The organism is Desulfovibrio fairfieldensis, from assembly GCF_001553605.1.
Lineage (GTDB): Bacteria > Desulfobacterota > Desulfovibrionia > Desulfovibrionales > Desulfovibrionaceae > Desulfovibrio > Desulfovibrio fairfieldensis.
The window spans coordinates 2516358-2539967 of sequence record NZ_CP014229.1 but is presented as its reverse complement, the minus strand read 5'-3'; the positions used below and the strand labels follow the sequence as shown (position 1 = coordinate 2539967).

At 55.4% G+C, this 23610-nt stretch carries 21 protein-coding genes; 4 read left to right on the top strand and 17 right to left on the bottom strand.

The genetic code is table 11. From position 1 onward, the window contains the following. Positions 1-83 precede the first annotated feature (83 nt). From AXF13_RS16150 to AXF13_RS10695, 12 genes are all read right to left on the bottom strand, one after another. Positions 84-1004, bottom strand: a complete 921-nt coding sequence (locus AXF13_RS16150) for a glycosyltransferase family protein (protein WP_083522077.1) — start codon at positions 1002-1004, stop codon at positions 84-86. 3 nt (positions 1005-1007) lie between these two features. Beyond that, positions 1008-2228 carry an NAD-dependent epimerase/dehydratase family protein gene (locus AXF13_RS16145; RefSeq protein ID WP_083522076.1) on the bottom strand — a complete coding sequence of 407 codons (1221 nt, stop codon included), beginning with the start codon at positions 2226-2228 and terminating at the stop codon, positions 1008-1010. A gap of 196 nt (positions 2229-2424) precedes the next feature. Further along, a complete protein-coding gene (locus AXF13_RS16140) occupies positions 2425-3147 on the bottom strand; it encodes an FkbM family methyltransferase (RefSeq protein WP_083522075.1) in 723 nt (240 codons plus the stop codon). Then, the gene (locus AXF13_RS17135; protein ID WP_083522074.1) at positions 3144-4406 is read right to left on the bottom strand and encodes an ABC transporter ATP-binding protein; all 1263 of its coding nucleotides are present in this window, start codon (positions 4404-4406) and stop codon (positions 3144-3146) included. Before AXF13_RS17135 ends, AXF13_RS16140 begins: the two co-directional genes overlap by 4 nt. Before the next feature lie 10 nt (positions 4407-4416). Further along, positions 4417-5238 carry an ABC transporter permease gene (locus tag AXF13_RS10730; protein ID WP_062253191.1) on the bottom strand — a complete coding sequence of 274 codons (822 nt, stop codon included), beginning with the start codon at positions 5236-5238 and terminating at the stop codon, positions 4417-4419. Positions 5239-5246: 8 nt separating this feature from the next. After that, the gene (locus tag AXF13_RS10725; RefSeq protein WP_150116160.1) at positions 5247-6182 is read right to left on the bottom strand and encodes a GDP-L-fucose synthase family protein; all 936 of its coding nucleotides are present in this window, start codon (positions 6180-6182) and stop codon (positions 5247-5249) included. A 73-nt stretch (positions 6183-6255) separates the two neighbouring features. Continuing rightward, a complete protein-coding gene (gmd, locus tag AXF13_RS10720; protein WP_062253189.1) occupies positions 6256-7401 on the bottom strand; it encodes a GDP-mannose 4,6-dehydratase in 1146 nt (381 codons plus the stop codon). A gap of 50 nt (positions 7402-7451) precedes the next feature. Further along, positions 7452-7892, bottom strand: coding sequence for a cupin domain-containing protein (locus tag AXF13_RS10715; protein ID WP_062253187.1), 441 nt, complete (start codon positions 7890-7892; stop codon positions 7452-7454). A 613-nt stretch (positions 7893-8505) separates the two neighbouring features. After that, complete coding sequence (locus AXF13_RS10710; protein WP_008681798.1) at positions 8506-9069, bottom strand: tetratricopeptide repeat protein; 564 nt, start codon at positions 9067-9069, stop codon at positions 8506-8508. Between the two features lie 653 nt (positions 9070-9722). After that, entirely contained in the window at positions 9723-10424 is a 702-nt protein-coding gene (gene cmk, locus AXF13_RS10705) for a (d)CMP kinase (RefSeq protein WP_062253185.1), read from the bottom strand. Continuing rightward, entirely contained in the window at positions 10421-11557 is a 1137-nt protein-coding gene (gene hisC, locus AXF13_RS10700; RefSeq protein ID WP_062253183.1) for a histidinol-phosphate transaminase, read from the bottom strand. Before hisC ends, cmk begins: the two co-directional genes overlap by 4 nt. A gap of 88 nt (positions 11558-11645) precedes the next feature. Continuing rightward, entirely contained in the window at positions 11646-12101 is a 456-nt protein-coding gene (locus AXF13_RS10695) for a universal stress protein (protein WP_062253181.1), read from the bottom strand. Positions 12102-12410: 309 nt separating this feature from the next. Between AXF13_RS10695 and AXF13_RS10690 the strand changes: the two genes are divergently transcribed. Beyond that, complete coding sequence (locus AXF13_RS10690) at positions 12411-12926, top strand: hypothetical protein (protein ID WP_062253179.1); 516 nt, start codon at positions 12411-12413, stop codon at positions 12924-12926. A 163-nt stretch (positions 12927-13089) separates the two neighbouring features. Here AXF13_RS10690 and AXF13_RS10685 read toward each other — a convergent pair whose 3' ends face one another. Then, entirely contained in the window at positions 13090-14658 is a 1569-nt protein-coding gene (locus AXF13_RS10685) for an outer membrane homotrimeric porin (protein ID WP_190276346.1), read from the bottom strand. A 498-nt stretch (positions 14659-15156) separates the two neighbouring features. Here AXF13_RS10685 and AXF13_RS10680 point away from each other — a divergent pair, with 498 nt between their 5' ends. Beyond that, positions 15157-16542: a cytochrome c peroxidase gene (locus AXF13_RS10680; protein ID WP_150116159.1), complete on the top strand. Its 1386-nt coding sequence runs from the start codon at positions 15157-15159 to the stop codon at positions 16540-16542. Positions 16543-16630: 88 nt separating this feature from the next. Here AXF13_RS10680 and AXF13_RS10675 read toward each other — a convergent pair whose 3' ends face one another. Then, complete coding sequence (locus AXF13_RS10675) at positions 16631-17557, bottom strand: TIGR01777 family oxidoreductase (RefSeq protein ID WP_062254850.1); 927 nt, start codon at positions 17555-17557, stop codon at positions 16631-16633. Positions 17558-17595: 38 nt separating this feature from the next. After that, entirely contained in the window at positions 17596-18807 is a 1212-nt protein-coding gene (gene trpB, locus AXF13_RS10670) for a tryptophan synthase subunit beta (protein WP_062253174.1), read from the bottom strand. 165 nt (positions 18808-18972) lie between these two features. Between trpB and AXF13_RS10665 the strand changes: the two genes are divergently transcribed. Beyond that, a complete protein-coding gene (locus AXF13_RS10665; RefSeq protein WP_083522073.1) occupies positions 18973-19845 on the top strand; it encodes an FAD-dependent thymidylate synthase in 873 nt (290 codons plus the stop codon). An 88-nt stretch (positions 19846-19933) separates the two neighbouring features. Here AXF13_RS10665 and pap read toward each other — a convergent pair whose 3' ends face one another. Both pap and AXF13_RS10655 read right to left on the bottom strand, forming a co-directional pair. Further along, positions 19934-21448: a polyphosphate:AMP phosphotransferase gene (gene pap / locus AXF13_RS10660; RefSeq protein WP_062253171.1), complete on the bottom strand. Its 1515-nt coding sequence runs from the start codon at positions 21446-21448 to the stop codon at positions 19934-19936. Beyond that, entirely contained in the window at positions 21441-22775 is a 1335-nt protein-coding gene (locus tag AXF13_RS10655; RefSeq protein WP_062253170.1) for an O-antigen ligase family protein, read from the bottom strand. Before AXF13_RS10655 ends, pap begins: the two co-directional genes overlap by 8 nt. Before the next feature lie 175 nt (positions 22776-22950). Here AXF13_RS10655 and AXF13_RS10650 point away from each other — a divergent pair, with 175 nt between their 5' ends. Beyond that, a complete protein-coding gene (locus tag AXF13_RS10650; protein WP_009302941.1) occupies positions 22951-23595 on the top strand; it encodes an NYN domain-containing protein in 645 nt (214 codons plus the stop codon). Positions 23596-23610 lie beyond the last annotated feature (15 nt).

Genomic DNA, 23610 nt, shown 5'->3' with positions numbered 1-23610 from the left:
CATGGCGAAAGCTACGATTAGGTTCCAGCGCCGATCCTATTCTGCTATATCAAAATTGCAAAATTTCAATCCAATGCTGTTCTTTATATAAATTTCTGACTAAAAATGCACTTGCACCAGTTAATCATCCGAGAAAAAAAAGCGAAGCTCCGATCTCCTGAAAATGCTAAAAGAAATTTCCTCATTAGACGTGGATCACAAAAAACGTAGTCAATCAAATCTGGAGCATGATCACTAGTCAACTGTATATCCATGTATTGAGGAATAGAATTCACTGGATGTTGGCCAGAGAATAATCCAATATTAACAGCTAAAGACTTTAGTGGGAAAAGTGACAATAGTCCATTTTTAAAACGATAAAAATCTACACAAACATCCCAATTTATTTTATGCTTCTGGTGTAACATTAATTTAACTAAATTAGGTTGAATGCATGCCATATTGTTTAATAATACTGGGTAGTTTTCTATATCTTCTTTTTCAGGAAAGCTCCAGTCAATCAAATCGAATCTATCTTTCCATATGGCCCAACCCCAACCTCCAAAGTTGGGGAAAAAACAAACCTCAAAAGGGTAATCCCTTGGTGCGCGAATAAAATTTGCAGATGGACTCCAGGCTGAAATAGTGAAAACGCTTCTTTTGTCCTCATACTTATTCAAAGCGTTATTAAAATATTCTAAAGCAAATGGAGATAAAAGGATATCATCTTCTAAAACAATAAGGCTATCATAAAGATTAAACATCTGACGCATGCCATCAGGAATTGCCCGGAAGCCACCAAGATTCTCGTCTCTCGTTACAACGTCTAATGTAGCAAATCCTTTTACAGATTTCGCAATACTGCGCACTTGGCCTGTCAACAACGCTTCGGCTTCGTCACGTGGCCCATCGCAAAATATGGTAACATTACTTTTCTCGGAAAGGGGGTTTGCCATAAGTGCTGCTATGGTTTGTTGCAACAAGTCAGGCCTGTTAAATGCAAAAATGGCAATTGGAGCTGGCATAATTTATACCCTGCTGATCAATTCATTGGCTTCATAAAATTTTTTGCATTCCTCTGCACGTTCTCTATCCCAGTAGGAAACACAAGGGATCTTTTTTTTATCGCAGCGATCTGCATACTTCTGAGAAATATTATAAATTTCCGAAAGCAAACCTTCTGCCAAGGTAGTAGGCTGGAGCCCCAATTCGAGAAAGCATCTATGATCTACATCCAAATCATTTTCTATGTCTTCGTTACGTGGGTCGGGTATGCTAATAGTCTCTGCTCCTGTCAATTTAGATACCAATTTAGCCAAGTCCCTAATCCTATGTGTTTCTGTGACCTGATTCCGTATGCAGACACGTTCTCCCTTAATTGGAGGATTTTCTATAGAGAGTTCCAAACATTTAACCGTATCACGAATATGAATAAAACCTCTTGTTTGTCCTCCCGTACCGTGTACAGTTAAAGGATACTTTAAAGCCGCCTGCATTAAAAAACGGTTTAAAACAGTGCCATAATCGCCATCATAATCAAACCTATTTATGAGTCTTTCATCTCTGGATGATTCTTCAATTTCTGTACCCCAAACAATTCCTTGATGCAAGTCCGTTATCCTCAACTTATCGTTGTTATTATAGTAAGCAAATAATAATTGATCTAATGTTTTTGTCATATGATAAATGCTTCCAGCACTTGGAGGATACAGTATCTCTTTTTCTATTTTTTTACCATTGTCTGCATCAATGGTCACTGACAAGTACCCTTCTGGTATTGTCATTCCCTTTGAAGTATACCCATATACCCCCATAGTACCAAGATGAACCAAATGAACATCTAATCCTGACTCTACAATTGAAGCCAAAATATTATGTGTGGCTCTAATATTATTATCTACAGTATATTTTTTTGTAAAAGTTGATTTCATTGAATATGGAGCTGACCGCTGTTCAGCAAAGTGAACAATGACATCTGGCTTAATTTCATTTATTAAATTCAAAAATTTTGCATAATTCGATGCTAAATCCAGTTGAACAAAACGAATAATATTTCCGCTGATTTCGTGCCAAGCTCGAATTCGCTCTCCGATAAAATGTATTGGAGTGAGTGATTGAACTTCAAGATCAATATCTATTTTTCGCCGAGAAAGATTATCAATAATTGTAATCTCATGCCCGCAAGCTGAAAGGTGTAAAGAAGTCGGCCAACCGCAAAAGCCATCTCCTCCACATACTATTACCTTCATTTTAGTCTCCAGTTGTTAATTTTCAAATGTGGACAGGCCGTCTATGAATCATATTCATCCTAGTTTTTATCCCAGCACAGTGGAGTCTATCACCATAAAATTCGGAACATCCTTGGTAACTCACTTGTTTTGCAACAAACGCAAAAGACAATATAAAAACTTGATCAATTGAAAGCAAAATGACAATAGAACATTCTTATTTTTTATACTTTAAATATACCACATTTAGCACTTTGCCAACAATCTCATACCCAATACCAACTAGAAAACGAATTGCTGGATCATTTTTAACCATATATATATCTCCGTATGTTGATATTAATGATTCAATAATTATAAGCTTAGGCAAAAACTTCTCCCAATTATTTGTCATCAAAACAGGTAGTTCCATACTCTCAACATCAATAGACATTAAATCTATTGATTTTCCCTTAGGAACATATCGGTCAAGCAAGTCAGCCAATGGCTTAGATTGAATATCTATTATATTTTTAAGTCTTGTTACATTTAAAGATAAAACCTTTTCCGCTCGTTCTTCTGAGATTGTATTATACGCAGGTTCGTCGAACAAATAATATTTTACAATGCCTGAATCTGCTGAGACACAAATTTCCAAATTAATATCTTCGTTCCGCTCTTTTTCAAAATGGGTCATACTTCCGGGGAGAGGATCAATATTAATGCCACGCCAACCCTTTTGATAAAAACTATAAGTATTAGAAAAGCGTTGTGGATGATGAGCCCCAATATCTACATAAAATCCTTTATAATTGGTATCAAAAAATTTTTCAGCAATCATATCTTCGGCATTTTGTCCATAACATATCGATCCATATGAATATTCATTGCATATATTTGCAATTTTTTTGCATATAAAAGAGTTTTTTATAATACATTTAATGCATTTTTTCACTTTCATATAGAAAACTCCAATATGCCTTTCTGATAAGTAATTCCTTCGCCTCGGGAATATCCATAGCCAGTATGGAATATGTCAGAATCAACTATATAAAATTTAATTGCGGGTTCAATTCTATCTATATATTCACCCGCTAGTTTTCGTGCCGCACAGATATTAATAGTATATTCTCCAGGTGGAAAAATCATTTCAGGAATAATGAGGACAAGTTTTTTTGCTTTTTTATCAAGTTTCACGCCCATCATCCATGTAGTATATGTCACAAGCCGGACGCCAGACTCATTAAAAATAGAAATTCCGAAATCAATATCAGGATATATATCAATATCATTGAGAAATATTTCTAGTTTTACCCCAGAAAGCATAGTAAAAATATTTTTTAGTTCTGATTCCAGTGTCATTAACCTTATTTTCGAAATAATTTTATGGACACACCCAAATGGCCGTCTATCAATCAAGTCCCTGGTAGTAGTTTCAGAATTTTGCGATAGATTTCTACCGCATCCATGGCAATTTTGATACATATCAATAGCCATCTCAACGCTACTATTAACCTTTAATCTGGCATTTTCTAGCAAAATACCTTTTTGGCATAACTGTTGTACCGCCGCCATATTATGGCTTACGAACAGTACTGTCCTCCCTTCCTTACTCACTGCCTCCATCTTACCAAGGCATTTTTTTTGAAACGCCGCATCCCCCACAGCCAGCACCTCGTCCACGATGAGAATTTCCGGTTCAAGGTGGGCGGCCACGGCGAAGGCAAGGCGCACATACATGCCGGAGGAGTAGCGCTTGACCGGAGTATCCAGAAATTTCTCCACTCCAGCGAAATCCACAATTTCATCAAATTTGCGCCGCACTTCGGAGCGAGTCATGCCAAGAATGGCGCCGTTTAGATATATATTCTCACGGCCCGTCAGCTCCGGATGAAAACCTGTGCCTACTTCCAATAGACTGGCCACGCGGCCGCGTAAGGTAATACGCCCGGTGGTGGGCTCGGTAATGCGCGAGAGCAATTTGAGCAGTGTGGACTTGCCCGCGCCATTGCGACCGATGATGCCCACGCGGTCGCCGGGCATAATGTCGAAGCTCACATCCTTTAGCGCCCAGAATTCTTCCCGGCTCTGTCCGCCGCGTCGCAATAGGCGCGAGGGCAATTTGAATATTTCCTCTCGCAGAGATTTATAATGCGTTTGCCCCTCATGGCGGATGGTATAACTCTTGCCGAGTCCTTCAACGGAAATGATTGGTTTCATATGCAAGCCTCTAAATCACATCCGCAAAGGTGCGTTCCGTTCTGCGAAAAACCTTTATGCCCAACAACATAAGCAGGCAGGCGCAAAGCAGACTGATACAAAACGCTCGCTCAGGAAATTCAATGGTGCCCAGTACGGCCCAGCGAAAACTGTCGATAACGCCGACCATAGGATTACACTCGTACAGTAGTTTCCATTTTTCCGGTACGATGCTTGAGGAAAAGCCCACCGGTGAAATGTACAGACCGAACTGGGTAATGAAAGGCACGATGATACGGAAATCCCGGTAGGTCACATTCAGAGAGCAGAGGATAAGTCCCGGCCCCAACGCCACCACAGCCGCCAGTAGAGTCAGCGGAATGACCGCCAGTACTTGCATTGGCGGTAGATACTGGTACCAGACCATCATGCCGCCCAACAACACAAATGAAATGGCGAAATCCACCACCGCCACGCCAATGGTCGCTGTTGGGACGATAATCCTGGGAAAATACACTTTGGACACCAGATTGCTATTGGTGATCAGGCTATTGGCGGAAGCAGCGATGGCGGTGGCAAAAAACTGCCATGGCAACATGGCGACAAAAACCATCAGCGGATACGGCGCAACGCCTTCCGAAGGAAGTTTGGCCACCTTGCCGAACACAAAGGTAAAGGCCGCCATGGTCAGCAAAGGGCGCAGCACGGCCCAGAGAATACCTACCACGGTCTGCTTGTACTGTACGGCCACATCGCGCCAAGTCAGAATGAGAAAAAGCTCCCGGTAACGCCATAAATCTTTCCAATACTGGCGTTCCGTACGCCCGGCTTCAATAATCAGTTCTTGCGACATGAAAAGAGCTATCCGGGTAGAGAGTTTTGAAAATCCGCATATGCGTCGCGCAGCCCGTCTTCCAGACTAAATTTAGGTTTCCAGCCCATGTCGAATAATTTGCCGGAATCCATGAGTTTGCGTGGAGTTCCGTCGGGACGACTGGGGTCCGTAAGAATCTCGCCTTCATAACCGACCACGCGGGCTACAAGGCGGGCAACGTCCATGATGGTCATTTCCTGCTGACTGCCCACGTTGATGTGCTCGAAGTCGGAATAGTTATTCAGCAGAAAGACACAGGCCTCAGCCATATCGTCAGCATGCAAAAATTCACGTAACGGGGTGCCTGTGCCCCAGATGCGCACCTGCAGGGCACCAGCCGTTTTGGCTTCATGAAAACGGCGGATCATGGCCGGGATCACATGGCTGTTTCCCGGATGATAATTGTCGCCCGTGCCGTAGAGATTGGTGGGCATGGCGCAGATGGCGTCAAAACCGTATTGTCTGCGGTATGCCTGACACATTCTGATACCTGCAATTTTGGCCAGCGCGTAGGCATCGTTGGTGGGTTCAAGGGGGCCTGTCAAGAGATATTCCTCTTTGATGGGCTGTGGGCACAGCTTTGGATAGATACAGGAAGATCCCAGAAAGAGAAATTTTTTCACGCCGTTCTGCCATGCGCTGTGAATGACGTTGTTCTGGATCTGCAGGTTTTCGTATATGAACTTGGCCGGATAGGTGGCATTGGCATGGATACCGCCCACCCTGGCCGCCGCCAGTACCACATAATCGGGCCTCTCGCTGGCTAAAAAATCACGTACAGCCTGCTGTTCGGTCAGATCCAGTTCTGCGTGGCTGCGGAGCAGCAGATTCTCATAGCCCGCGCGACGTAAGGCACGACAAATGGCGCTGCCCACAAGACCGCGATGACCAGCCACAAAGAATTTCCCATCTTTTAGCAACATAGGTTCTCTCATATGATGGGACGGTGATATTGCGTCATCCCGCCCCATGAATCAAAAACAGGCCAGACAGGTCTTATTCTTCGTGCTTGAAACTGGTGAAGCCGGCGCCCTCCACCACAGCGTCACGCAGAGCCAACTCAAGGTCATGGCGGGCCATTTCTTCAACCATTTCCTCAAAAGAGATGTGTGGCTTCCATCCCAGTTTTGTTTGGGCTTTGACAGGATCGCCCAGCAGTGTTTCCACTTCAGTGGGTCGGAAATAGCGCGGATCTACACGCACGATGATGTCGCCCTCATTGACTTGGATGCGCAGATTCTTACCTCTGGCGGCCTGGGCTGCCTTGGTCGCATCAATGGCCGCTACAGTGGCGATCTCATCTACGCCTGTCCCCTTCCATTCCAACGTCAGGCCTAGCTCCGCGGCCGCAGCATTGACAAAATCCCGCACCGAAAACTGGCGGCCTGTGGCGATAACAAAATCATCAGGCTGCTCCTGTTGCAGCATGATCCACTGCATTTCCACATAATCGCGGGCATGGCCCCAGTCGCGTTTGGCATTCATGTTGCCCAGATACAGACAGGACGCAAGACCCAGCAGGATACGGGCCAAGGCACGGGTGATCTTGCGGGTTACAAAAGTTTCGCCACGCACGGGGGATTCATGATTGAAAAGAATGCCGTTGCAGGCGTACATGCCGTAGGCTTCGCGGTAGTTGACCGTGATCCAGTAAGAATAGAGCTTCGCACAGGCGTAGGGTGAACGCGGATAGAAAGGGGTCTTTTCCGTCTGGGGTATCTCCTGCACCTTGCCGAAAAGCTCCGAAGTGGAGGCCTGATAGAAGCGGGTCTTTTTTGTTAAGCCCAGCATCCGGATGGCTTCCAGCAGGCGCAGAGTACCCAGGGCATCCACATTGGCCGTGTATTCGGGGGATTCAAAGGACACCTGCACATGACTCTGGGCCGCCAGATTATAGACCTCGTCGGGCTGCACTTCCTGCATGATGCTGATCAGGTTACCGGCGTCGGAAAGGTCACCGTAATGCAGCATGAACTTACGGCCTTGCTGATGGGGGCCTTGATACAGATGATCGATGCGGTCGGTATTAAACAGCGAGGCACGTCGTTTGATACCATGTACCTCGTACCCTTTGTTCAGAAGAAATTCAGCCAGATAGGAGCCGTCCTGGCCGGTGATGCCGGTGATCAGAGCTTTTTTCATGTGCTGTATGTGGTTGGGGTGATGTGCGGGAAAACGCGCATAGAAGCGGCTCAGTCCCTGATGATGATACAGTTTTCGGATACGGAGGAGAAGCGTTCCTTGTCCTGCTCGGCGGCATATGGGCCCTGCTTGACCTCGATCATTTCTGAAGGTTCAAGCATAACAAAACCATGACCGCCATGGGCCAGAAGAACAATATCTCCTGGCAGGAGCTTCCGACTTTCAAGATAAACCCGGCTGCCAGGAGCGTAAATATCCATACGAACTTTTCCTGATCGGACAAAAAGTACTTCCTGCGTCCATTCAACAGTACGAGGCACAGGATTGTGATCATGCGGCAGAATTTCATAACCTGCAGGATGGCTCATGTAGCCCAACTGCTGGGAAAATGTCCCGGGGGTAAAAAACTGTATGCCATCAGCATGATATGCTGCTGGAATAATGATAGCCAGCAATTCGTCGCCATGCCGGATGGAAACAATATCTGTCATGTTGGTTTCCTGAGTGCTGTGTCTTAAAAAGGATCGAAAAAGATTGCCTGTCTTAGAGGCGTCATGTCTGCTGGCGAAAATCGAGACAGGCACTTCGTCTTTTTCAGATAGCATATATCAAAACAAAGAAAAAGAGGCACGGCCCCAGCTGGCAGGGCGCTTATATATTTTTATAATACGCTGAAAATACAAATATATTTATTCGCTACCAGGATTTTGGCTGATACTTCTTAAAAGGAAAGTTCTCCTGAGGCTGCATGGTGTAAATGCCAATTCCTCCATTTTATAGTAATGTCACAAATCCATGTCCAAGCAAGCGTGTCGGAATTTTCTATTTTAAGGATGAGCATCTTTAACAAGATCGTAAGTACCGAAAATGACGGATCTGCAGGGGCCAGCCGAATGCCGGTGGGCGATGTTCCGGGCACGTCTTCGCGCTTTTTTCGTACAACGGACAACAGAACGCCGACGTGGATGACCCGCGTCGGCGCTGCTTCCCCTGAAGAAGAGATTTTCCGGCCCCAGGCACCCGCCGGGGGCCGGAAAATCGTGTGGGGAGGGGAGTATCTACTGGCTGCGCGCAAGGCCGGGCGTGTTCTCGCCCGGCTTTGGCTTACGCGGCCATGGTGTCGAAAAGTTCCTTGGCGTTGTTATTGGACGGATTGGCGCCCAGCACGGTTTCCAGGTGCTGGCGGGCTTCGTCGCTGCGGCCCAGGTAGATCAGGCAGCCGGCCAGGGTCACGCGCACGGCCTCGGCTTCTTCGCTGCAGGCCAGAGCGGCTTCCAGGTAGGGCAGAACCTGTTCCACGCAGCCCAGCTGATAGGCTTCGCGCACCAGGCAGTTCAATGCCACAATGTTGGCGGCGGATTTGTCCAGCGCGCGGGCAAAGTGGCTGAAGGCGTCTTCGTGTTTGCCTTGTTCCATGTAGACCAGCCCGATACCGCAGAGGGCCTTGTCGGTTTCTTCCACGGCGGCGGCTTTCTGATAGAGCACCAGGGCTTTTTCCAGTTCGGAACGCTGCACGGCCACGGTGGCCAGCCCCATGTAGGGCGCGGCGCTCTGGGCATTGTTGCTGGCGGCCTTGCGGTAGTATTCCTCGGCCTTGTCAAAATCGCCCATGAAAAGATAGCACTCGCCCAATTCCTTATTGATTTCGTAATCCAGTTGGTTGTCCATGTTGTCCTCCCCATGAGGCTGTTTCCCACACCGGCGCCGTATGCGCCTGTGGCTTGTGTCCTTCTGTATGCACTGCTTGTGCCATTCAAAATAAAAGGTAATAAAATCAGCGGAATTTTTTCTAAAAAATATCTCACGAGCGGGATGCATACGCCGTAATGGCATGGACGCGCCAAAGACTTGCCGCGCTGGGGGAGGGCCGTCGGCAATTTCTGCCGTGAACAGGCAATTTCTGCCGAGGTCATGGCGAACTGGGGTTTGGGAAATACGGCGAGGGAAAGAGGGGATATGGCGGGACAGAAAGCGTCGTCACGTCAGAAGTCAACCAACAGGACATTTCAACAGGAAAAGGAGAAAAAAAGATTGGGGGATTGTGCCTACGATGCTGCCGGAAACGCAACATCTGCACGCGGTCGTCCAAGGTAACGCCCCGAGTCATAGAAATGGGCCAAAGATGGCTCCAGGGCCAAGCCTTTATAGGAAACGGCGACGAAGAAGGGGAAACAGCGGAAAGGAAATCTTCATTTCAACTGTTGCGCTGGAGTCCCGAAATCTTACCATTCGCCGGATAGTAATAATTAATGGAAACCGCAGAGGTGCCGTCGAGGTCCGCCTGGACGGCGACAGCAGAACAAGGGATAAAACGCCTTTCCCTATTTCGCCTGTGAGGATAAGGCCTGCATGCCGCCGTGCACATTGATATAGTGCAACATCACGCCCAAAACACCTTCAATATCCAGCTGGGATGTATCCACAATCAAGGCATCCGCAGCCGGGCGCAGAGGGGCCACAGTTCGATTGCGGTCCAGGGCGTCGCGCTGCCGGATCTGTTCGGTCAGGGCGGTCAGTTCCGCATGCTCGCCCCGGTTTTCCAGGTCGCGCAGGCGGCGCATGGCGCGCACTTCGGGGGCGGCGTCCAGAAAAAACTTGAAGCGCGCATCCGGAAAGACCACAGTGCCCATATCCCGGCCCTCCGCCACCAAGGGCGAGTGTTCGCCCATGGCCCGCTGCGCCCGACGCAGCACATCGCGCACCACCGGCACTGTGCCGATGCGCGCGGCCAACATGCCCACTTCTTCAGTGCGCACTTCGCCGCGCACGGCCTGGCCGTTGCAGAACAGCGTGGCGCTCTGGCCCCTGCCCGCGATGCTGAAAGTCCACTGGCCGCAACGCTCGCGCAGTTCGTCCTCGGGCAGATGCTCCGCGCCGGGGCCCAGTTTGAGGGCCAGGCAACGGAACATGGCCCCGGTATCCAGATAGGCCAGGCCTAGGCTTTCGGCCATGCGTCGGGCCAGGGTGGTCTTGCCTACGCCCGCGGGGCCGTCCAGCGTCACCACCGGCAGACGTCCGCTCATGCGCGCCTCCCTTCGGACCCGGTCAGAATGTCGCGCATGGCGGCAAGAAAGGTCGCGTTTTCTTTGGCGTCGCCCACGCTGACGCGCAAGTGCTCCGGCAGATGATAACTGTTCAGCGGGCGGATGATGATGCCGCGCCGGAGCAGGGCCTCAAAGCAGTCCCTGGCCGTACCCGCGCCCGGAGGCAGTTGGAAAAGCAGAAAATTGGCCGCGCTGGGCCAGACAGCGCAACCCAACTTCGTAAGGCCGTCGCGCAGCGTGGCGCGTCCCTGGCGCACAGCGTCCAGAGTCGCCCGGCGGAAGGCCGTGTCCGACAGGGCGGCCAGCGCCGCCTCTTCCGCCAGGATGTTGACGGAGAAGGGCAGGCGCGCCCGCCAGAAATATTCGGCCAGAGCGGGCGGCAGCACCCCGTAGCCCAGGCGCAGCCCGGCCAGGCCCCAGCTTTTGGAGAAGGTGCGCAGAACGGCCGTGTTGTCCGGCAGCATGTCCGAGGCCAGGAGGGATGCGCTTGCCTCGTCCTCGGCAAAATCCATATAGGCCTCGTCCACTACCAGCAGGCAGTCCGGCGCGAGCCCGGCCAAACGCCGGGCCAGGTCCGCCACAGCCTCGCGCGGCGGGCAGTAACCTGAGGGATTGTCCGGGGTGGTCACGAAAACCAGGCGGGTGCTCTGGTCCACCAGGTCGAGCAGGGCGTCGAAATTGAAGGAAAAATCCTTTTCCAGCGGGCAGCGGCGGACCTCCACGCCGGAAATCCGGCCTTGGATGGGGTAAATGCTGAAGCAGGGCTCAAAGCAGGCCAGGGAATGTTTGCCCGGTTCGGCCAGGATGCGGATCAGCAGATCAATGATTTCATCGGAGCCGTTGCCCACGGCTACCCGGCACGGGTCCACCCCGTGCAGTCCGGCCAGGGCCTGGACCAGACGCGGATTGCCGCCCTGGGGATAGCGGAACAGAAACGGCGCGTGGCGGCGCACGGCTTCCTGGGCCAGAGGCGAGGCCCCCAACGGGTTTTCATTGCTGGCCATTTTGATGACCTGGGAAAGGCCGTATTTTTGCTGGATTTCCGCAATGGAAAGCCCCGGCACGTAGGCGTCGAGCTCCCGGATGTGTGGGCGCACGCTGATCTCGGACATGGTCACCCCAAAAAAAGCCGCCGCTGGCGCGGCGGCTGGCAGGCGTTGCGTGGCGGCGGGAAAAGGTCCCCGTCGCCGTCACGGCGGATTATTCCCCGATGGGTTCTGCGGGACGGATGGTCAGCACGGGCATGTCGGCATTCTTGACCACCTTTTCGGCGACGGAACCGAAAAGGATGCGGTCAATGCCCTTGCGGCCGTGGGTACCCATGACAATGATGTCCACCTTTTCCTCATGGGCGCGGTTCAGAATTTCCTCGGCCGCGTAGCCGATGAGCACCTGGCCCTTGGCTTCCACGCCGGCGAAGTTCTCGGCCACGAAGGCCTCCATGGACTTTTCCGCGCCGGTGACAATTTCACCCACGAAGTTCTCAATGGTATTGGGCGGTACATGAAAACCCACATATTGGCTCAGCGAGGGAGCCGTATACACGACGAGGACGCTGGCCCCCAAACCCTTGGCAAGCAGGACCGCGTATTCGGCCACGGCCTTGCTGTGCTCGGAGAGGTCCACAGCGCAAAGAATCTTCTTGATTTCCTTCATGGCAAGCTCCATTTCCCCTGCGGGCTGCTAGTGTGACTGGGGAGCTCCCGGCAGGGGCGGAAAATTTCCCCCGCCCTAGCCGAAGGCGCGCCCGGCTTGAAACCGGACGCTTTAACCCTGTAACTTGTATAAAAGCATAGAGTTTTTTTGAATAATAGACAAGGGCTTTTACAAAGCATATGCTTCGGACACGGGAAATTTTTTCCTTCTTTATAGGGATGAAGGCTGAAAAAACAACATGTTAGCTGTCTATCCTCCTGTGGCAGAGATCTTGCATGTGCGGAATGAACGCCAACCCTGGAGGCGATTATGGAAATTAATACCGAACAATTGGAAGCCTTGCTGCGCCAACAGGAGCAGCAGGCAACGACGGCTCGCAGGCAGACCGGCCAGAGCGGCGGTTTTGACGCCATTCTGGCCCAGCAGCTGGGAACCGGCGCGGAACAGGCCAATGCCGCTGCCAGCCCGCTCTCACCCGGAGCGGCGCAGGCCGGGATGATCAGCCAGATGCTGTTGAACGGCGCGGGACAGAGCCAGGCTGCCGATCCCGACGCGGAGATTTTGCAGGAAGCCTTCAATCAGGCCTCCGGCACGCTGGATCTCTGGGATTCCTATGCCAAAACCCTGGGCTCGTCCTCTGGCGCGGGTTCCCTGCGCGACGCCTATGCCCTGTTGCAGGGCATCGACGGCCAAGTGGCCCAGCTCAAGCAGGGCACAGCCGGCGTGCGCGGCCAAAACCCCGGTTTCGATTCGTTGCTGAACGAGCTGGAAGTGATGACCGCCACGGAAAAATTCAAATTCAACCGGGGCGATTACAACGTGTAAGCGCCTTGCATAGCTTGTTATGTTAAGAGCCGCGGATTTCAGGGGATCCGCGGCTCTTTTTTTATATAAGCGCCTACGTGTGCCGTCGGAATGCGTAAAATCCATACGAAAAGGGGAGCCTTGTGGGCTCCCCTTTGTTGAGTGCCGTGCCGTCTTTCGCGAGCTAGAAGGAGTACACGAAGCTGGCGTTGATGTTCCAGGCGTCGCGCTCCTGGTCGCTCTTGCCGTTCATCTTGCTGTTGCCCCACACGGAGCGGCTATGATCCAGCCAGAGGGCGATGTAGTCGGCTTCCACATTGATGACGAAGTTTTCGTACATCTGGTAGCTGTTGGTCAGGCCGACTTCCAGAGCGCTGTCCATGGTGGTTAGGTACATGGCTTCACGACCCACATTGGCGAACTGATCAGGATCATAGGTATAGCCATTGGCAGCCATGCCGTTGAGGCTCATCTTCTTGGCCATGGTCGGGCTATTGGTGCCGCCGATGTAGTTCACGCGCAAGGTGTGCTTGAGGTCTTCCACAAAGCTCATATCCTTCAAGCGCGCGCCGATGCCCCAGGTACCGCCCATGCCGTGACCGATGGCCGCGTCGCGGGCGATATAGGGATCGCCGTCAAAGGCGAAGTTGGAGAATCCGTTGGTGTTGTTGGCGCTGAGAGTGGGCATGCGCTCGGAACCGTTGGCCGGGTTGCTGTCGTCACCGGAACCGTACCAGCCGTACAGACCGGGAGTGGCCCAATCCAGTTTGTATTCAAAGAGCAGGGAGGCCAGCCAGCCCTGACGGTTCAGGCGGCCGTCATCCTGCCAGGTCACAGAACCGTAGTTGAAATCCCAGGCAAAGCGGAAGGGATCCCACAGGGTCACTTCGCCGGTCAGGCCACCCCACCAGGCGTCGCCATAGGAGCTCAGACGGCGTTCACCGTTGGCGTTCGTGCCATCCCGATGCATGGCGCCGCCCACGGGCAGCATACCGGCGCTTACATAGCCTTTGGAAGTGCCCATATTGTCGATATTGCCGAAGGGATCACGGTTACTCCCATTTTCAGCCCTGAAAGTATTGGGGCCGATGGCCGCATACATGCCCCAGGGGGTCACTTTTACGCCCTCAAAGGTCAGGGGCACCAGCAGGGCAAAGGCGTCCAGATTGTCCATATAGTTGGCATGGCCGGGGCGCATACGGTTGCCGTCGAACCAATTCCCGCCGGGGTAGTTGTCATTGTAGGCACGCGCCCACAGGGCGGTCAGGCCCACGTTTTCGTTGAACTGGTAGGAGGCGGTGATGCCGGCCACGTCGTCGTTGAGCACGGTGCTGCCGGTGGTGAAGCTGGGCAGGGCCACACCCTGGATGCCCATACGCACCTTCAGGTCGGTCTGGGGCACCATCCAGTCGATGTAAGCGCGCTTTACCTCAACGATCTTGCCGTCCGCGCCCAACGCGCCGCCGCTTTTTTCCTGCCCCCACATTGTGTCGCCGATTTCAAAGAAGACCGTGCCGGACAGGGACTCGGAAGCCACGGCGTCCAACTGCAGACGCACACGCTGGCGGGCTTCAAAGTCGTCTTCCTTGCCGTTGTAGCCGGTCTGACCATTACCGCCGGTGAAATTGCCGTTCTGGCCATAGTCGAAGCTCATGATCCACTGGCCTTTGGCCTTGAAATCAATGGCGCTGGCGCCGGTAGCAGCACCGAACACCAAGCCCGCCGCCAACAGAAGCGTAGCGATCTTTTTCATGGTTAACCTTCCTTTCTTTTGCTCCCCGGTATGGGGAACGAGTTGTCGTAACGGAAACGCCTGTGGGGCGGTTTCCCGCCGCGAGCTGAATTTAAGAAATCCCCGCCTGCATTGCAAGTCTATTCGTGCAAAAATTTTTACTCTTTAGGGCGGGAAAAATGGTGTCAAAAAATTTTGACCATAAAATCAGCCTGTTAAATTTTTTCACGATGAAAATTTTTTTTTAAATTTTTTTGCGCGGCCTGGAAAAACATGCTCCTCATGTCCTAGTAGAGCCTGTTTCCGGGGTTGTGGCGCCTGTCCGGGACGGTTTAAAAATTTTTGAGCTGCCGGAGCGGCAACATGCGGGGCATCCGGATACGATACCGGCAAGTTGCGGCCTGTGCCATGCCGGCAGGCTTTGCCCCTCTATTCAGTATTGATAATTTTTCTTGACAAAAGAACAAGGATTGTGAAGATGGACACAACTGCAACCCACACCAACAGGGAGGAATGGGTATGAGGATTTCCTGTGCCGCAGCGGCCGCTTTGGGGATGGTCGCACTGCTCAGCGGGCCCGCGTCGGCCGCGCCCACCGGTGAAACGGCGTCCGGCGGCATGCCGCCCATGGCCAAGTTCGCCAAGGTTTCCCAGGTTGTGCAGGACAAGTGCATGGCCTGTCACACCCGCGGCTATGACCTGCCGTTTTACGCCAAAGTGCCGGGCATCCGCCAGATCATTGAAAAAGACTACCGAGACGGCATCCGCGCCATGGACCTTAATGTGGAGCTGATCCAGAACAAGGGCAAACCCATCGGCGAAACCGTACTGGCGAAAATGGAATGGGTGATCGTCAATGATACCATGCCTCCGGCCAAGTTCGCGGTGGTGCACTGGGGCAGCCGCCTTTCGGACCGGGACAAGAAGGACATCCTGGACTGGGTGAAGACCTCGCGCAAGGCCCACTATGCCACCGACGCCGCGCCCAAACGCGCCAACGAGCCCTTGCAGCCTCTGCCGCGCTTGATCAAGGCCGACGCCAAAAAGGTGGCCCTGGGCGACAAGCTGTTCAATGACAAGCGCCTTTCCACGGACAGCACGCTGTCCTGCGCCGGTTGCCACTTTTATGACCGGGGCGGCACGGACCACCAGCGCTTCTCCGAAGGCGTGCGCAAGCAGTTCGGCGACGTGAACCCGCCCACGGTGTTCAACGCGGCCTTCAATCTGGCCCAGTTCTGGGACGGCCGCGCGGCCGACCTGCAGGAACAGGCGGGCGGCCCGCCCATGAATCCCATTGAAATGGGCAGCAAGAACTGGGAGGAAATCATCGGCCGCCTGTCCCGGGACGCTGCCCTGACCGCAGAGTTCACGGCCGTCTATCCCGACGGCTGGAGCGGCAAGAACATCACCGACGCCATCGCCGAGTACGAAAAGACCCTGATCACGCCGGACAGCCGTTTCGACAAGTGGCTGCGCGGCGACGACAAGGCCCTCAGCGCCCAGGAAGTGCAGGGCTACAACCGCTTCAAGGCCTACCGTTGCGCCTCCTGCCATGTGGGCAAGAGCGTAGGCGGCCAGTCCTACGAATACATGGACCTGAAAAAGGACTATTTCGCCGACAACCGCAACGGCAAGGAACTGGGTTCGGACAAGGGCCGCTACAACCATACCAAGAGCGACGTGGACATGCGCCGCTTCAAGGTGCCCAATCTGCGCAATATCGAGCTGACCGGCCCGTATCTGCATGACGGCACCGTGGACACGCTGGATGAAGCCGTGCGGATCATGGGCGTCTATTGCGCCGGTCTGGACGTGCCCCAGAGCGACCGCGACCTGATCGTGGCCTTCCTGCGCACTCTGACCGGCGAGCACAAGATGCTCTCCGGCAAGGTGGCGGCCAAGTAGCTTTATAAGCTGGCAGCGTTGATCATGAAAGCGGGGTTCAGACGGATCTGAACCCCGCTGTTGTTATATCCGGGAGAGCGCTAGACGCTTACACGCAGGCCGCCAGCGCTCCGTCCAAATTGGGATAGCGGAAGACATAGCCCGCTTCCAGCAGCTTGCGCGGCGCGTAGCGCTGGCCGTTGAGCAGCAATTCCTCGGCCATTTGTCCCAAGGCCAGCCGCAGGACAACGGCGGGCACCCGCAAGAACGCCGGGCGATGCAGCACCCCGCCCAGAGCGCGGGCAAAGCCCGCCGCGTCGGTCCGCTCCGGCGCGCAGAGATTGCAGGGGCCGCTGATCTCCGGATGCTCCAGTAAAAAGACAATGGCCCCGGCTTCATCGTCCAGATGAATCCAGGGAAAGGGCTGGCGGCCAGTGCCCGCCGGGCCGCCCAGGCCCCAGCGGTACAGGGGCAGCATCCTGGCCAAGACCCCGCCGCCCTTGCCCAGCACCGGTGCGGTGCGGATACGGACCCGGCGCACGCCTAGAGCTTCCACCGGCGCGGACGATGCCTCCCAGCGGCGGACAACTTCAGCCAGAAAGCCCGACCCCGCAGGGGCGTCTTCCGTGCAGTCAGGGGCCGTCGCCAGATCGGGCCAGAGCCCGTACCAGCCCGAAGCAGAAGCCTGGATCAGGGTTTTCGGCAACGCATCCCCAGCCTTGTCCAGCAGGGCGAACGCAGCGCTCACGGCTTCTCCCGCGCGGACGCGGCTCTGTATAATGGCTTCACGCCGGGCAACAGTCCAGCGCCCGGCGCCGATATTCTCGCCCAGCAGATTGACCACAGCCGCCGCGCCCTTGCAGATTTCCGCCAGGGCCTGCGGGCTTTGGCCGTCCCACCGGGCGTATGCCGGTCCGCCGTCCTCTTGGGGACGGACGCGGCGACTGCTCACCGTCACATCATGTCCGGCCCGGAGCAGGGCCTTGACCAGGGCCGAGCCGATAAAGCCCGTGCCGCCTAAAATTACAACGCGCATATGCGCCTCCGCAAGGAACATCCGAAGCCCTCTCCGCCTCAGGCATTCTCCTTGCGCATCAGCTCGGCCACCTGGGCCACGTCTTTGTCCCCGCGGCCCGAAAGGCTGACCAGCAGCACCGTGTCCGCGGACATGGACGGGGCCATCTTGATGGCCTGGGCTAGGGCATGCGAGGACTCCAGAGCCGGAATCACGCCTTCATGCCGGGACAGCGCGAAAAAGGCGTCCAGGGCTTCCCGGTCCGTGACGCTGACATATTCCGCCCGGCCCATATCCTTGAGCTGGGCATGTTCCGGGCCCACAGAAGGATAATCCAGCCCGGCGGAAATGGAGTAGACTTCCCCGGCCTCGCCCTGCGCATTCTTGATCATATAGGAATTAAAGCCGTGCAGCACGCCCGGCTCGCCCAGGCAGAGGGAGGCCGCATGCTCGCCGTAGGCCGTGCCGCGCCCGCCGGGCTCCACGCCCACGAGCCGCACGTCCGCGTCGTCCAGAAAACCCGCGAACAGGCCGATGGCATTGGAGCCGCCGCCCACGCAGGCCAGGCAGGCATCGGGCAGGCGGCCCAGTTCCTCCAGCATCTGGGCGCGGGCCTCGCGCCCGATCACGGACTGGAAGTGGCGCACCATATAAGGATATGGGTGCGGTCCCACCGCCGAGCCCAGCACATAGAACATCTCCGGATCGTCAATCCACACGGCCAGAGCTTCATCCACGGCTTCCTTGAGCGTGCGCTGGCCGCTTTTGGCGGGCAGCACGCGCGCGCCGAGCATTTCCATGCGGATCACATTCAGATGCTGGCGTTCGATATCCACTTCGCCCATGCAGATGGTGCATTCCAGCCCCATGAGCGCCGCGCCCGCCGCCGTGGCCACACCATGCTGCCCGGCCCCGGTTTCGGCAATGACCCGCTTTTTGCCCATGCGTTTGGCCAGCAGGCACTGCCCCAGCGTATTGTTGATCTTGTGCGCGCCCAGATGATTCAGATCCTCGCGCTTGAGCCAGATCCGGGCCCCGCCCAGCATGCGGCTGAGATTGGCGCAGTGGAACACCGGGCTCGGGCGCCCTGTATAATGGACAAACAGATATTCCAGCTCCCGCTGGAAGGAAGCGTCGTTCAAAGCCGCGTCAAAAGCTCCGGCCAGTTCGTCCAGGCGCGCCCTGACAGGTTCCGGCACATACTGGCCGCCGTACGCGCCGAAAAATCCCCGGCTGTCGGGTTTGCCGCTGAGGGCGGATTGTTGGCTCATGCTGTTCTCTCCTTACGCAAAAATGGGTTCTTACTCTGTCGTTTTTGCGAAGGAGATGTCAAGAGCGGGAGATATGCCGCGGCCTTGCCGCTGCCCCGGCTTTTGCCTATAGTGCGGCCATTCTCCGCTCGCCGCGCGCGGGCATACCCCAACACGGAAGCGGTCATGCTTGAAGAAAAATACACCGGCAAGGGCAAAGTGCTGCTGCTCGCGGGCGGCGGCAAAATATACACGGATCTGGCGGCCCGCTTCGTGCGCAGCGAGCGGGAGCTGGAGGACATCGCGGCCTCGCCCTATTCCCGGCAGATCGTGCGGAACATTTTATCCAGCGGGCACCGCGCGGCCCTGGAATTCGACTATTTTCTCTTCGGAGTAGGGGGCTACTCGCGCGTGACCGAGGCCCAACTGGTACGCAAGCGCCTGGCCTCTTATCTGATCAAATCGGGCCGGGCGGAGCTCAACGGCAAACGGCGTTTCTCCGTGGTCTACCCACGCGAGGTGGCGGAATTTTCCGCGCCCGTAACCTTGCCCGGCGGGGGCACCGCCACGCTCAGCGGTCGGGATCTGGCCGAGTTGACCCGCCAATGGTATGAAGCCGGCCTGGAAGCCGGACTGCCCGAGGAAAATCTGCGCTATCTGAAACCCCAGGCCACGGAATTCAAAGCCATCATCGGCATGAACGCCCACGCCCTGCTGGACTGGTTCGCTATCCGCTGCTGCCGCAACGCCCAGCACGAAATCCGGGATCTGGCCTGGAAGATGCTGCGCCTCTGCCGAGGGGCCGCGCCCGACCTGTTTGAAGGCGCGGGCCCCAACTGCGTGCAGCTGGGGTATTGCCCGGAAAACAATTTGCAGAACGCGCGCTGCAAAGGACGGATCATCACCAAGGACGAAGCCTTGGACGTGTTGCGGGAGCGGGGCGCGTCAAAGACGAAAACCACGGATCTTCTCGGCAACGGAAAGCTGGGGGAACTGACCTTGAGCGGCGGCATGCGGGAAGCTGCGCCCCCCAGCGACGGCGAATTCGAGGAAGAATAAACGACAGGCCCCGATCCGTTACCAGATCGGGGCCTGTCGTTTTTCTGTTTTGTTCTTAGAGCAGGTTAACTTTTAAAAGTAATCCGCTCTAAATCCGCTTGAGGGCCTTTTTCAGCGTGTCCCGGTAAATGCGCAGCACATCCAGACGGGCATATTTCTTGTCCTCCGCCGGGACGATATGCCAGGGGGCCTCTTCCGTACTGGTACGGGCGAACATTTCTTCCGCGGCCTCCATGTAGGCAGGGAATTTTTCCCGGTTGCGCCAGTCCTCTTCCGTGATCTTGTACTGCTTCCAGGGCGTGTTTTCCCGCTCCCGGAAACGCCGCAGCTGTTCTTCCTGGGAAATATGCAGCCAGTATTTAACCACTATATTGTGGGGTTCCCGTAACTGGGCCTCAAAATCGTTGATTTCAGCGTAAGCCCGCTTCCAGTCGGCGGACGGCGTAAGTCCCTCGACCCGTTCCACCAGCACCCGGCCATACCAGGAGCGGTCGTAGACAGTCACAAAACCCGCCATGGGCACATGCCGCCAGAAACGCCAGAGATAATGATGGGCCAGCTCCTCGTCCGTGGGCGCGCTGATGGGGATCACCCGCACAATGCGCGCATCCATGCCCGCCGTGAGCCGCCGGATCGCCCCGCCCTTGCCCGCGGCGTCCCAGCCCTCGAAGACCAGCGTGCTGGAAATGCCGTGTTTCCAGGCCTTATAGGTCAGGGCATAGATATCCTCCTGCAGGGCGGCCAGCTTCTTTTTATACTCGCTGTGCTCACGCGCGCTGCTCAGATCCACCGCGTCCAGAGCATTGAACGCGGCGGCATCGTCCCGCTCCGGCATGCTGCTCCCCTCGGGGCAAGCCTGGCTGGTCATAACGGGCGCTTCCTGCGCGAGGGTTTCGCGGGCGGCCACGGCGCTGGAAAGCGCGGCGGTCAGGGCGCGGGTGACGGCCACATTACGGAAATTGGCGTCAAAAGCGTCGATGAGAGTCCAGGGCGCATAGGCCCGGTCGGTAATGGTTATGGCTTTGGCCGCCGCGCTGACCAGGGCGTCGTAATTTTCCTCACTCTTCTTGTCATACGGCGTGAAGCTGCGGTGGCCCTTGTGCTTCAGGCGCTGTTCCAGACGTTCCTTGTGGGCTTTCTTCCCGATATGCAGCCAGAATTTAACGATCAGGGTTCCCGATGCTGCCAGTGCGCGTTCCAGCCGGGCCCAGCGCTGCATCCGCCGGTTGAAATCGTTCTCGTCCAGGCCGCCGCAACAGAACTTCCGGATAGGTTCGCTGTACCAGCCCCCGAAAAACACGGCCATTTCGCCCTTGCCGGGTAACGCGCGCCAGTAACGCCAGGCCTCGGGCCGTTTCTTTTCCTCATCGGTTTCCAGCCAGAAGGTGTGGTTGCGGATGTTTTTGGCATCCATCCAGGCCGACAGCAGATTGACCACCGCGTCCTTGCCCACGCCGTCCACGCCTTCAATAATTACCAGCGCGGGCACGTCGTGTTCGCGCGCCTCGCGTTGCGCGGCGAACAGTCTGCCGCGCAGATCCTCTTTAAGAGCGTCGTATTCCTTGGTAGAATAAGATCTGCCCAGGGATGCCGATTCAAACATTGCTTTCTCCCTTTACCTCGCGCGGCGGCGGGTCCGAGCTCTGGGCCGAACCGTTGACCACCGCGCCGATCATGACGCCCAGGTGGCTCATGGCCAGGCCCAGCCACCAGATGCGATAAAAGTCATGCCCGAAAATGCCGTTGACCAGCCAGCCGGCGAAACCGATCCAGAACCAGGCGGTCAGCCGCCAGTGCAGGCTCGGGCTTTTTCCCGCACATTCCGCCGTCAGGCGCGGGCGGATGCGCTTGTACCCCCACCAGAGGAAGCCCAGCAGAAAGACCATGCCCAGACAAAAGCCTACCAACCCATGGGCATAGAGCAGGTCCAGGTAGAGATTATGCGGATGGCTGATGGTGATATCGTCCTCGGCCGGAGAAAGGCCCAGGGCACGGAAGGCCGCGTTGTACTGCCCGGCGCCGGCGCCGAACCAGGGATGTTCCAGAAAAACGCGCCAGCCCAGTTCCCAAAGGCTCCAGCGCCCGTCGGAGGCCAGTGTTTCCGGCGTCAGACGTTGCGGCTGGCAGAGGATGAACACGACCAGAGCCGCCAGAGGCCAAAGTAGGATGCGCCACTGCCAGCGCCGTCGGCGCAGCAGGGCCCAGAAACCGAAGGCCGAGGCCACTGCCAGCGCGCCGCTGCGGCTGGCCGCCCCCTGGAGCAAAAAAAAGGCGGGCCAGAAGACGGTCAGACACAGAAAGGCGGAACTGACGGCGTCCAGCCCACGGCGCAGGATGAACCAGAGGCCGAAGGCCGGGATCAGAGCCAGCGCGATATAATTGCCCACCGTGTAGTCGCCCAGGCTGCCGGTCAAGCGCCCGGCATTGGGTTCATAGCCCATGATGAAGTCGCGGCCTGTGAAGGCCTGCCAGAGACCGTCCAGGCCCTGCCAGGAGCAGGCCAGCACGCAGGCCCAGACCAGGCGGCGCAAGTCCTTCTCGCCGCGCACGCATTCCATGGCGATAAAGGGCAGGATAAAACCCTTGTTGATGCCCGTGCCCGCGTGCAACAAGGAAGAAAGCGGATCCGTGGAAAAACAGACGCCGATGCCGACCATCAGCCACAGGCAATAGAACAGCGGACGGGCGTCGAGACGGCGCAGCACGCTGTTCCGCCATTCATGGCGGTAATAGAGCAGCAGAAAAATAAAGCTGAGCACCGGCATGACCTCGCGCATGCCGTAACCGATGGGAAAAGAAGCCAGCGAGAGCCAAAAGGACCAGAACAGACAGGCAAACCAGAATTCACCCGGCCGTTCCCGGCGCATGGCGCGCCACGGCTCCAGCCTGGACGCGGCCCAAAGGGCCGGGGCCGCGAAAATCTTTGGCATCACACCTCCTCACATGCGGCGGCGGGGCCGCCCGATGCCGTCGCCGCGCCGCACATTTGCAGCATAGCCGCCCGGCCCGGCAAATTCAAGCCGATACGGCCTTGTGTTGCCGGGGCTATGGCACTAGTATGCTGTGATCTGCAGTATTCACTTTATGACTTGTTTTGAGGAGCACATGGCACGATTTACCGGTTTTGATGAAGTTTTCAGCGCGTTATATGTGGATTTTGACAATATCTATACCCGTTTTCTGGAGGCGGACCCGGAAGCCGCCCGGACCTTCGGCTCGGCGCCCTACCGCTGGGTTCGCTGGATTGAAAACCACGCCCTGCGCATTCTGTACGGCGAGGGCGTGCGCCGACGCATCCTCAAGCGGATGTGTTATCTGAATCCGCAACGTTATCAGGAATTCCGCAATCCGTTTATCCGCAGCGCCTTTCAGGTGGTGGACTGTCCGCCGTTGACCTCACGCGGCAAAACCAGCACGGACATCCATCTGGTTATGGACTGCATGGACGATCTCTCCCATTCCACCCATTTTGATGAATTCATCATTTTGTCCGGCGACGCGGACTTCACCCCCCTGCTGATCCGCCTGCAGGAACACGCCCGGCGCACCTTGGTGCTTTCCGTGGGCTATTCCTCACCGGCTTATACCGCCGCCGCTTCCTGGCGCATCCGCGAGGATTGGTTCCTGCAGCAGGCCCTCAAGGACGACCGCAGCGATGATGAGGACACCGAGCTGCCCGCCCGCGCCGCTCCGGCCGCGCCTCCGAACAACGATGAGGAAGAGGACGACTCTGCCTCCGGCAACCGTTGAGGCCTTCACCGGGTT

Bases quoted from the DNA above. Each gene is read 5' to 3' on its own strand.
- AXF13_RS16150 (WP_083522077.1), bottom strand. From the start codon at position 1,004: ATGCCAGCTCCAATTGCCATTTTTGCATTTAACAGGCCTGACTTGTTG.
- AXF13_RS16145 (WP_083522076.1), bottom strand. From the start codon at position 2,228: ATGAAGGTAATAGTATGTGGAGGAGATGGCTTTTGCGGTTGGCCGACT.
- AXF13_RS16140 (WP_083522075.1), bottom strand. From the start codon at position 3,147: ATGAAAGTGAAAAAATGCATTAAATGTATTATAAAAAACTCTTTTATA.
- AXF13_RS17135 (WP_083522074.1), bottom strand. From the start codon at position 4,406: ATGAAACCAATCATTTCCGTTGAAGGACTCGGCAAGAGTTATACCATC.
- AXF13_RS10730 (WP_062253191.1), bottom strand. From the start codon at position 5,238: ATGTCGCAAGAACTGATTATTGAAGCCGGGCGTACGGAACGCCAGTAT.
- AXF13_RS10725 (WP_150116160.1), bottom strand. From the start codon at position 6,182: ATGTTGCTAAAAGATGGGAAATTCTTTGTGGCTGGTCATCGCGGTCTT.
- gmd (WP_062253189.1), bottom strand. From the start codon at position 7,401: ATGAAAAAAGCTCTGATCACCGGCATCACCGGCCAGGACGGCTCCTAT.
- AXF13_RS10715 (WP_062253187.1), bottom strand. From the start codon at position 7,892: ATGACAGATATTGTTTCCATCCGGCATGGCGACGAATTGCTGGCTATC.
- AXF13_RS10710 (WP_008681798.1), bottom strand. From the start codon at position 9,069: ATGGACAACCAACTGGATTACGAAATCAATAAGGAATTGGGCGAGTGC.
- cmk (WP_062253185.1), bottom strand. From the start codon at position 10,424: ATGAGCGGACGTCTGCCGGTGGTGACGCTGGACGGCCCCGCGGGCGTA.
- hisC (WP_062253183.1), bottom strand. From the start codon at position 11,557: ATGTCCGAGATCAGCGTGCGCCCACACATCCGGGAGCTCGACGCCTAC.
- AXF13_RS10695 (WP_062253181.1), bottom strand. From the start codon at position 12,101: ATGAAGGAAATCAAGAAGATTCTTTGCGCTGTGGACCTCTCCGAGCAC.
- AXF13_RS10690 (WP_062253179.1), top strand. From the start codon at position 12,411: ATGGAAATTAATACCGAACAATTGGAAGCCTTGCTGCGCCAACAGGAG.
- AXF13_RS10685 (WP_190276346.1), bottom strand. From the start codon at position 14,658: ATGAAAAAGATCGCTACGCTTCTGTTGGCGGCGGGCTTGGTGTTCGGT.
- AXF13_RS10680 (WP_150116159.1), top strand. From the start codon at position 15,157: ATGAGGATTTCCTGTGCCGCAGCGGCCGCTTTGGGGATGGTCGCACTG.
- AXF13_RS10675 (WP_062254850.1), bottom strand. From the start codon at position 17,557: ATGCGCGTTGTAATTTTAGGCGGCACGGGCTTTATCGGCTCGGCCCTG.
- trpB (WP_062253174.1), bottom strand. From the start codon at position 18,807: ATGAGCCAACAATCCGCCCTCAGCGGCAAACCCGACAGCCGGGGATTT.
- AXF13_RS10665 (WP_083522073.1), top strand. From the start codon at position 18,973: ATGCTTGAAGAAAAATACACCGGCAAGGGCAAAGTGCTGCTGCTCGCG.
- pap (WP_062253171.1), bottom strand. From the start codon at position 21,448: ATGTTTGAATCGGCATCCCTGGGCAGATCTTATTCTACCAAGGAATAC.
- AXF13_RS10655 (WP_062253170.1), bottom strand. From the start codon at position 22,775: ATGCCAAAGATTTTCGCGGCCCCGGCCCTTTGGGCCGCGTCCAGGCTG.
- AXF13_RS10650 (WP_009302941.1), top strand. From the start codon at position 22,951: ATGGCACGATTTACCGGTTTTGATGAAGTTTTCAGCGCGTTATATGTG.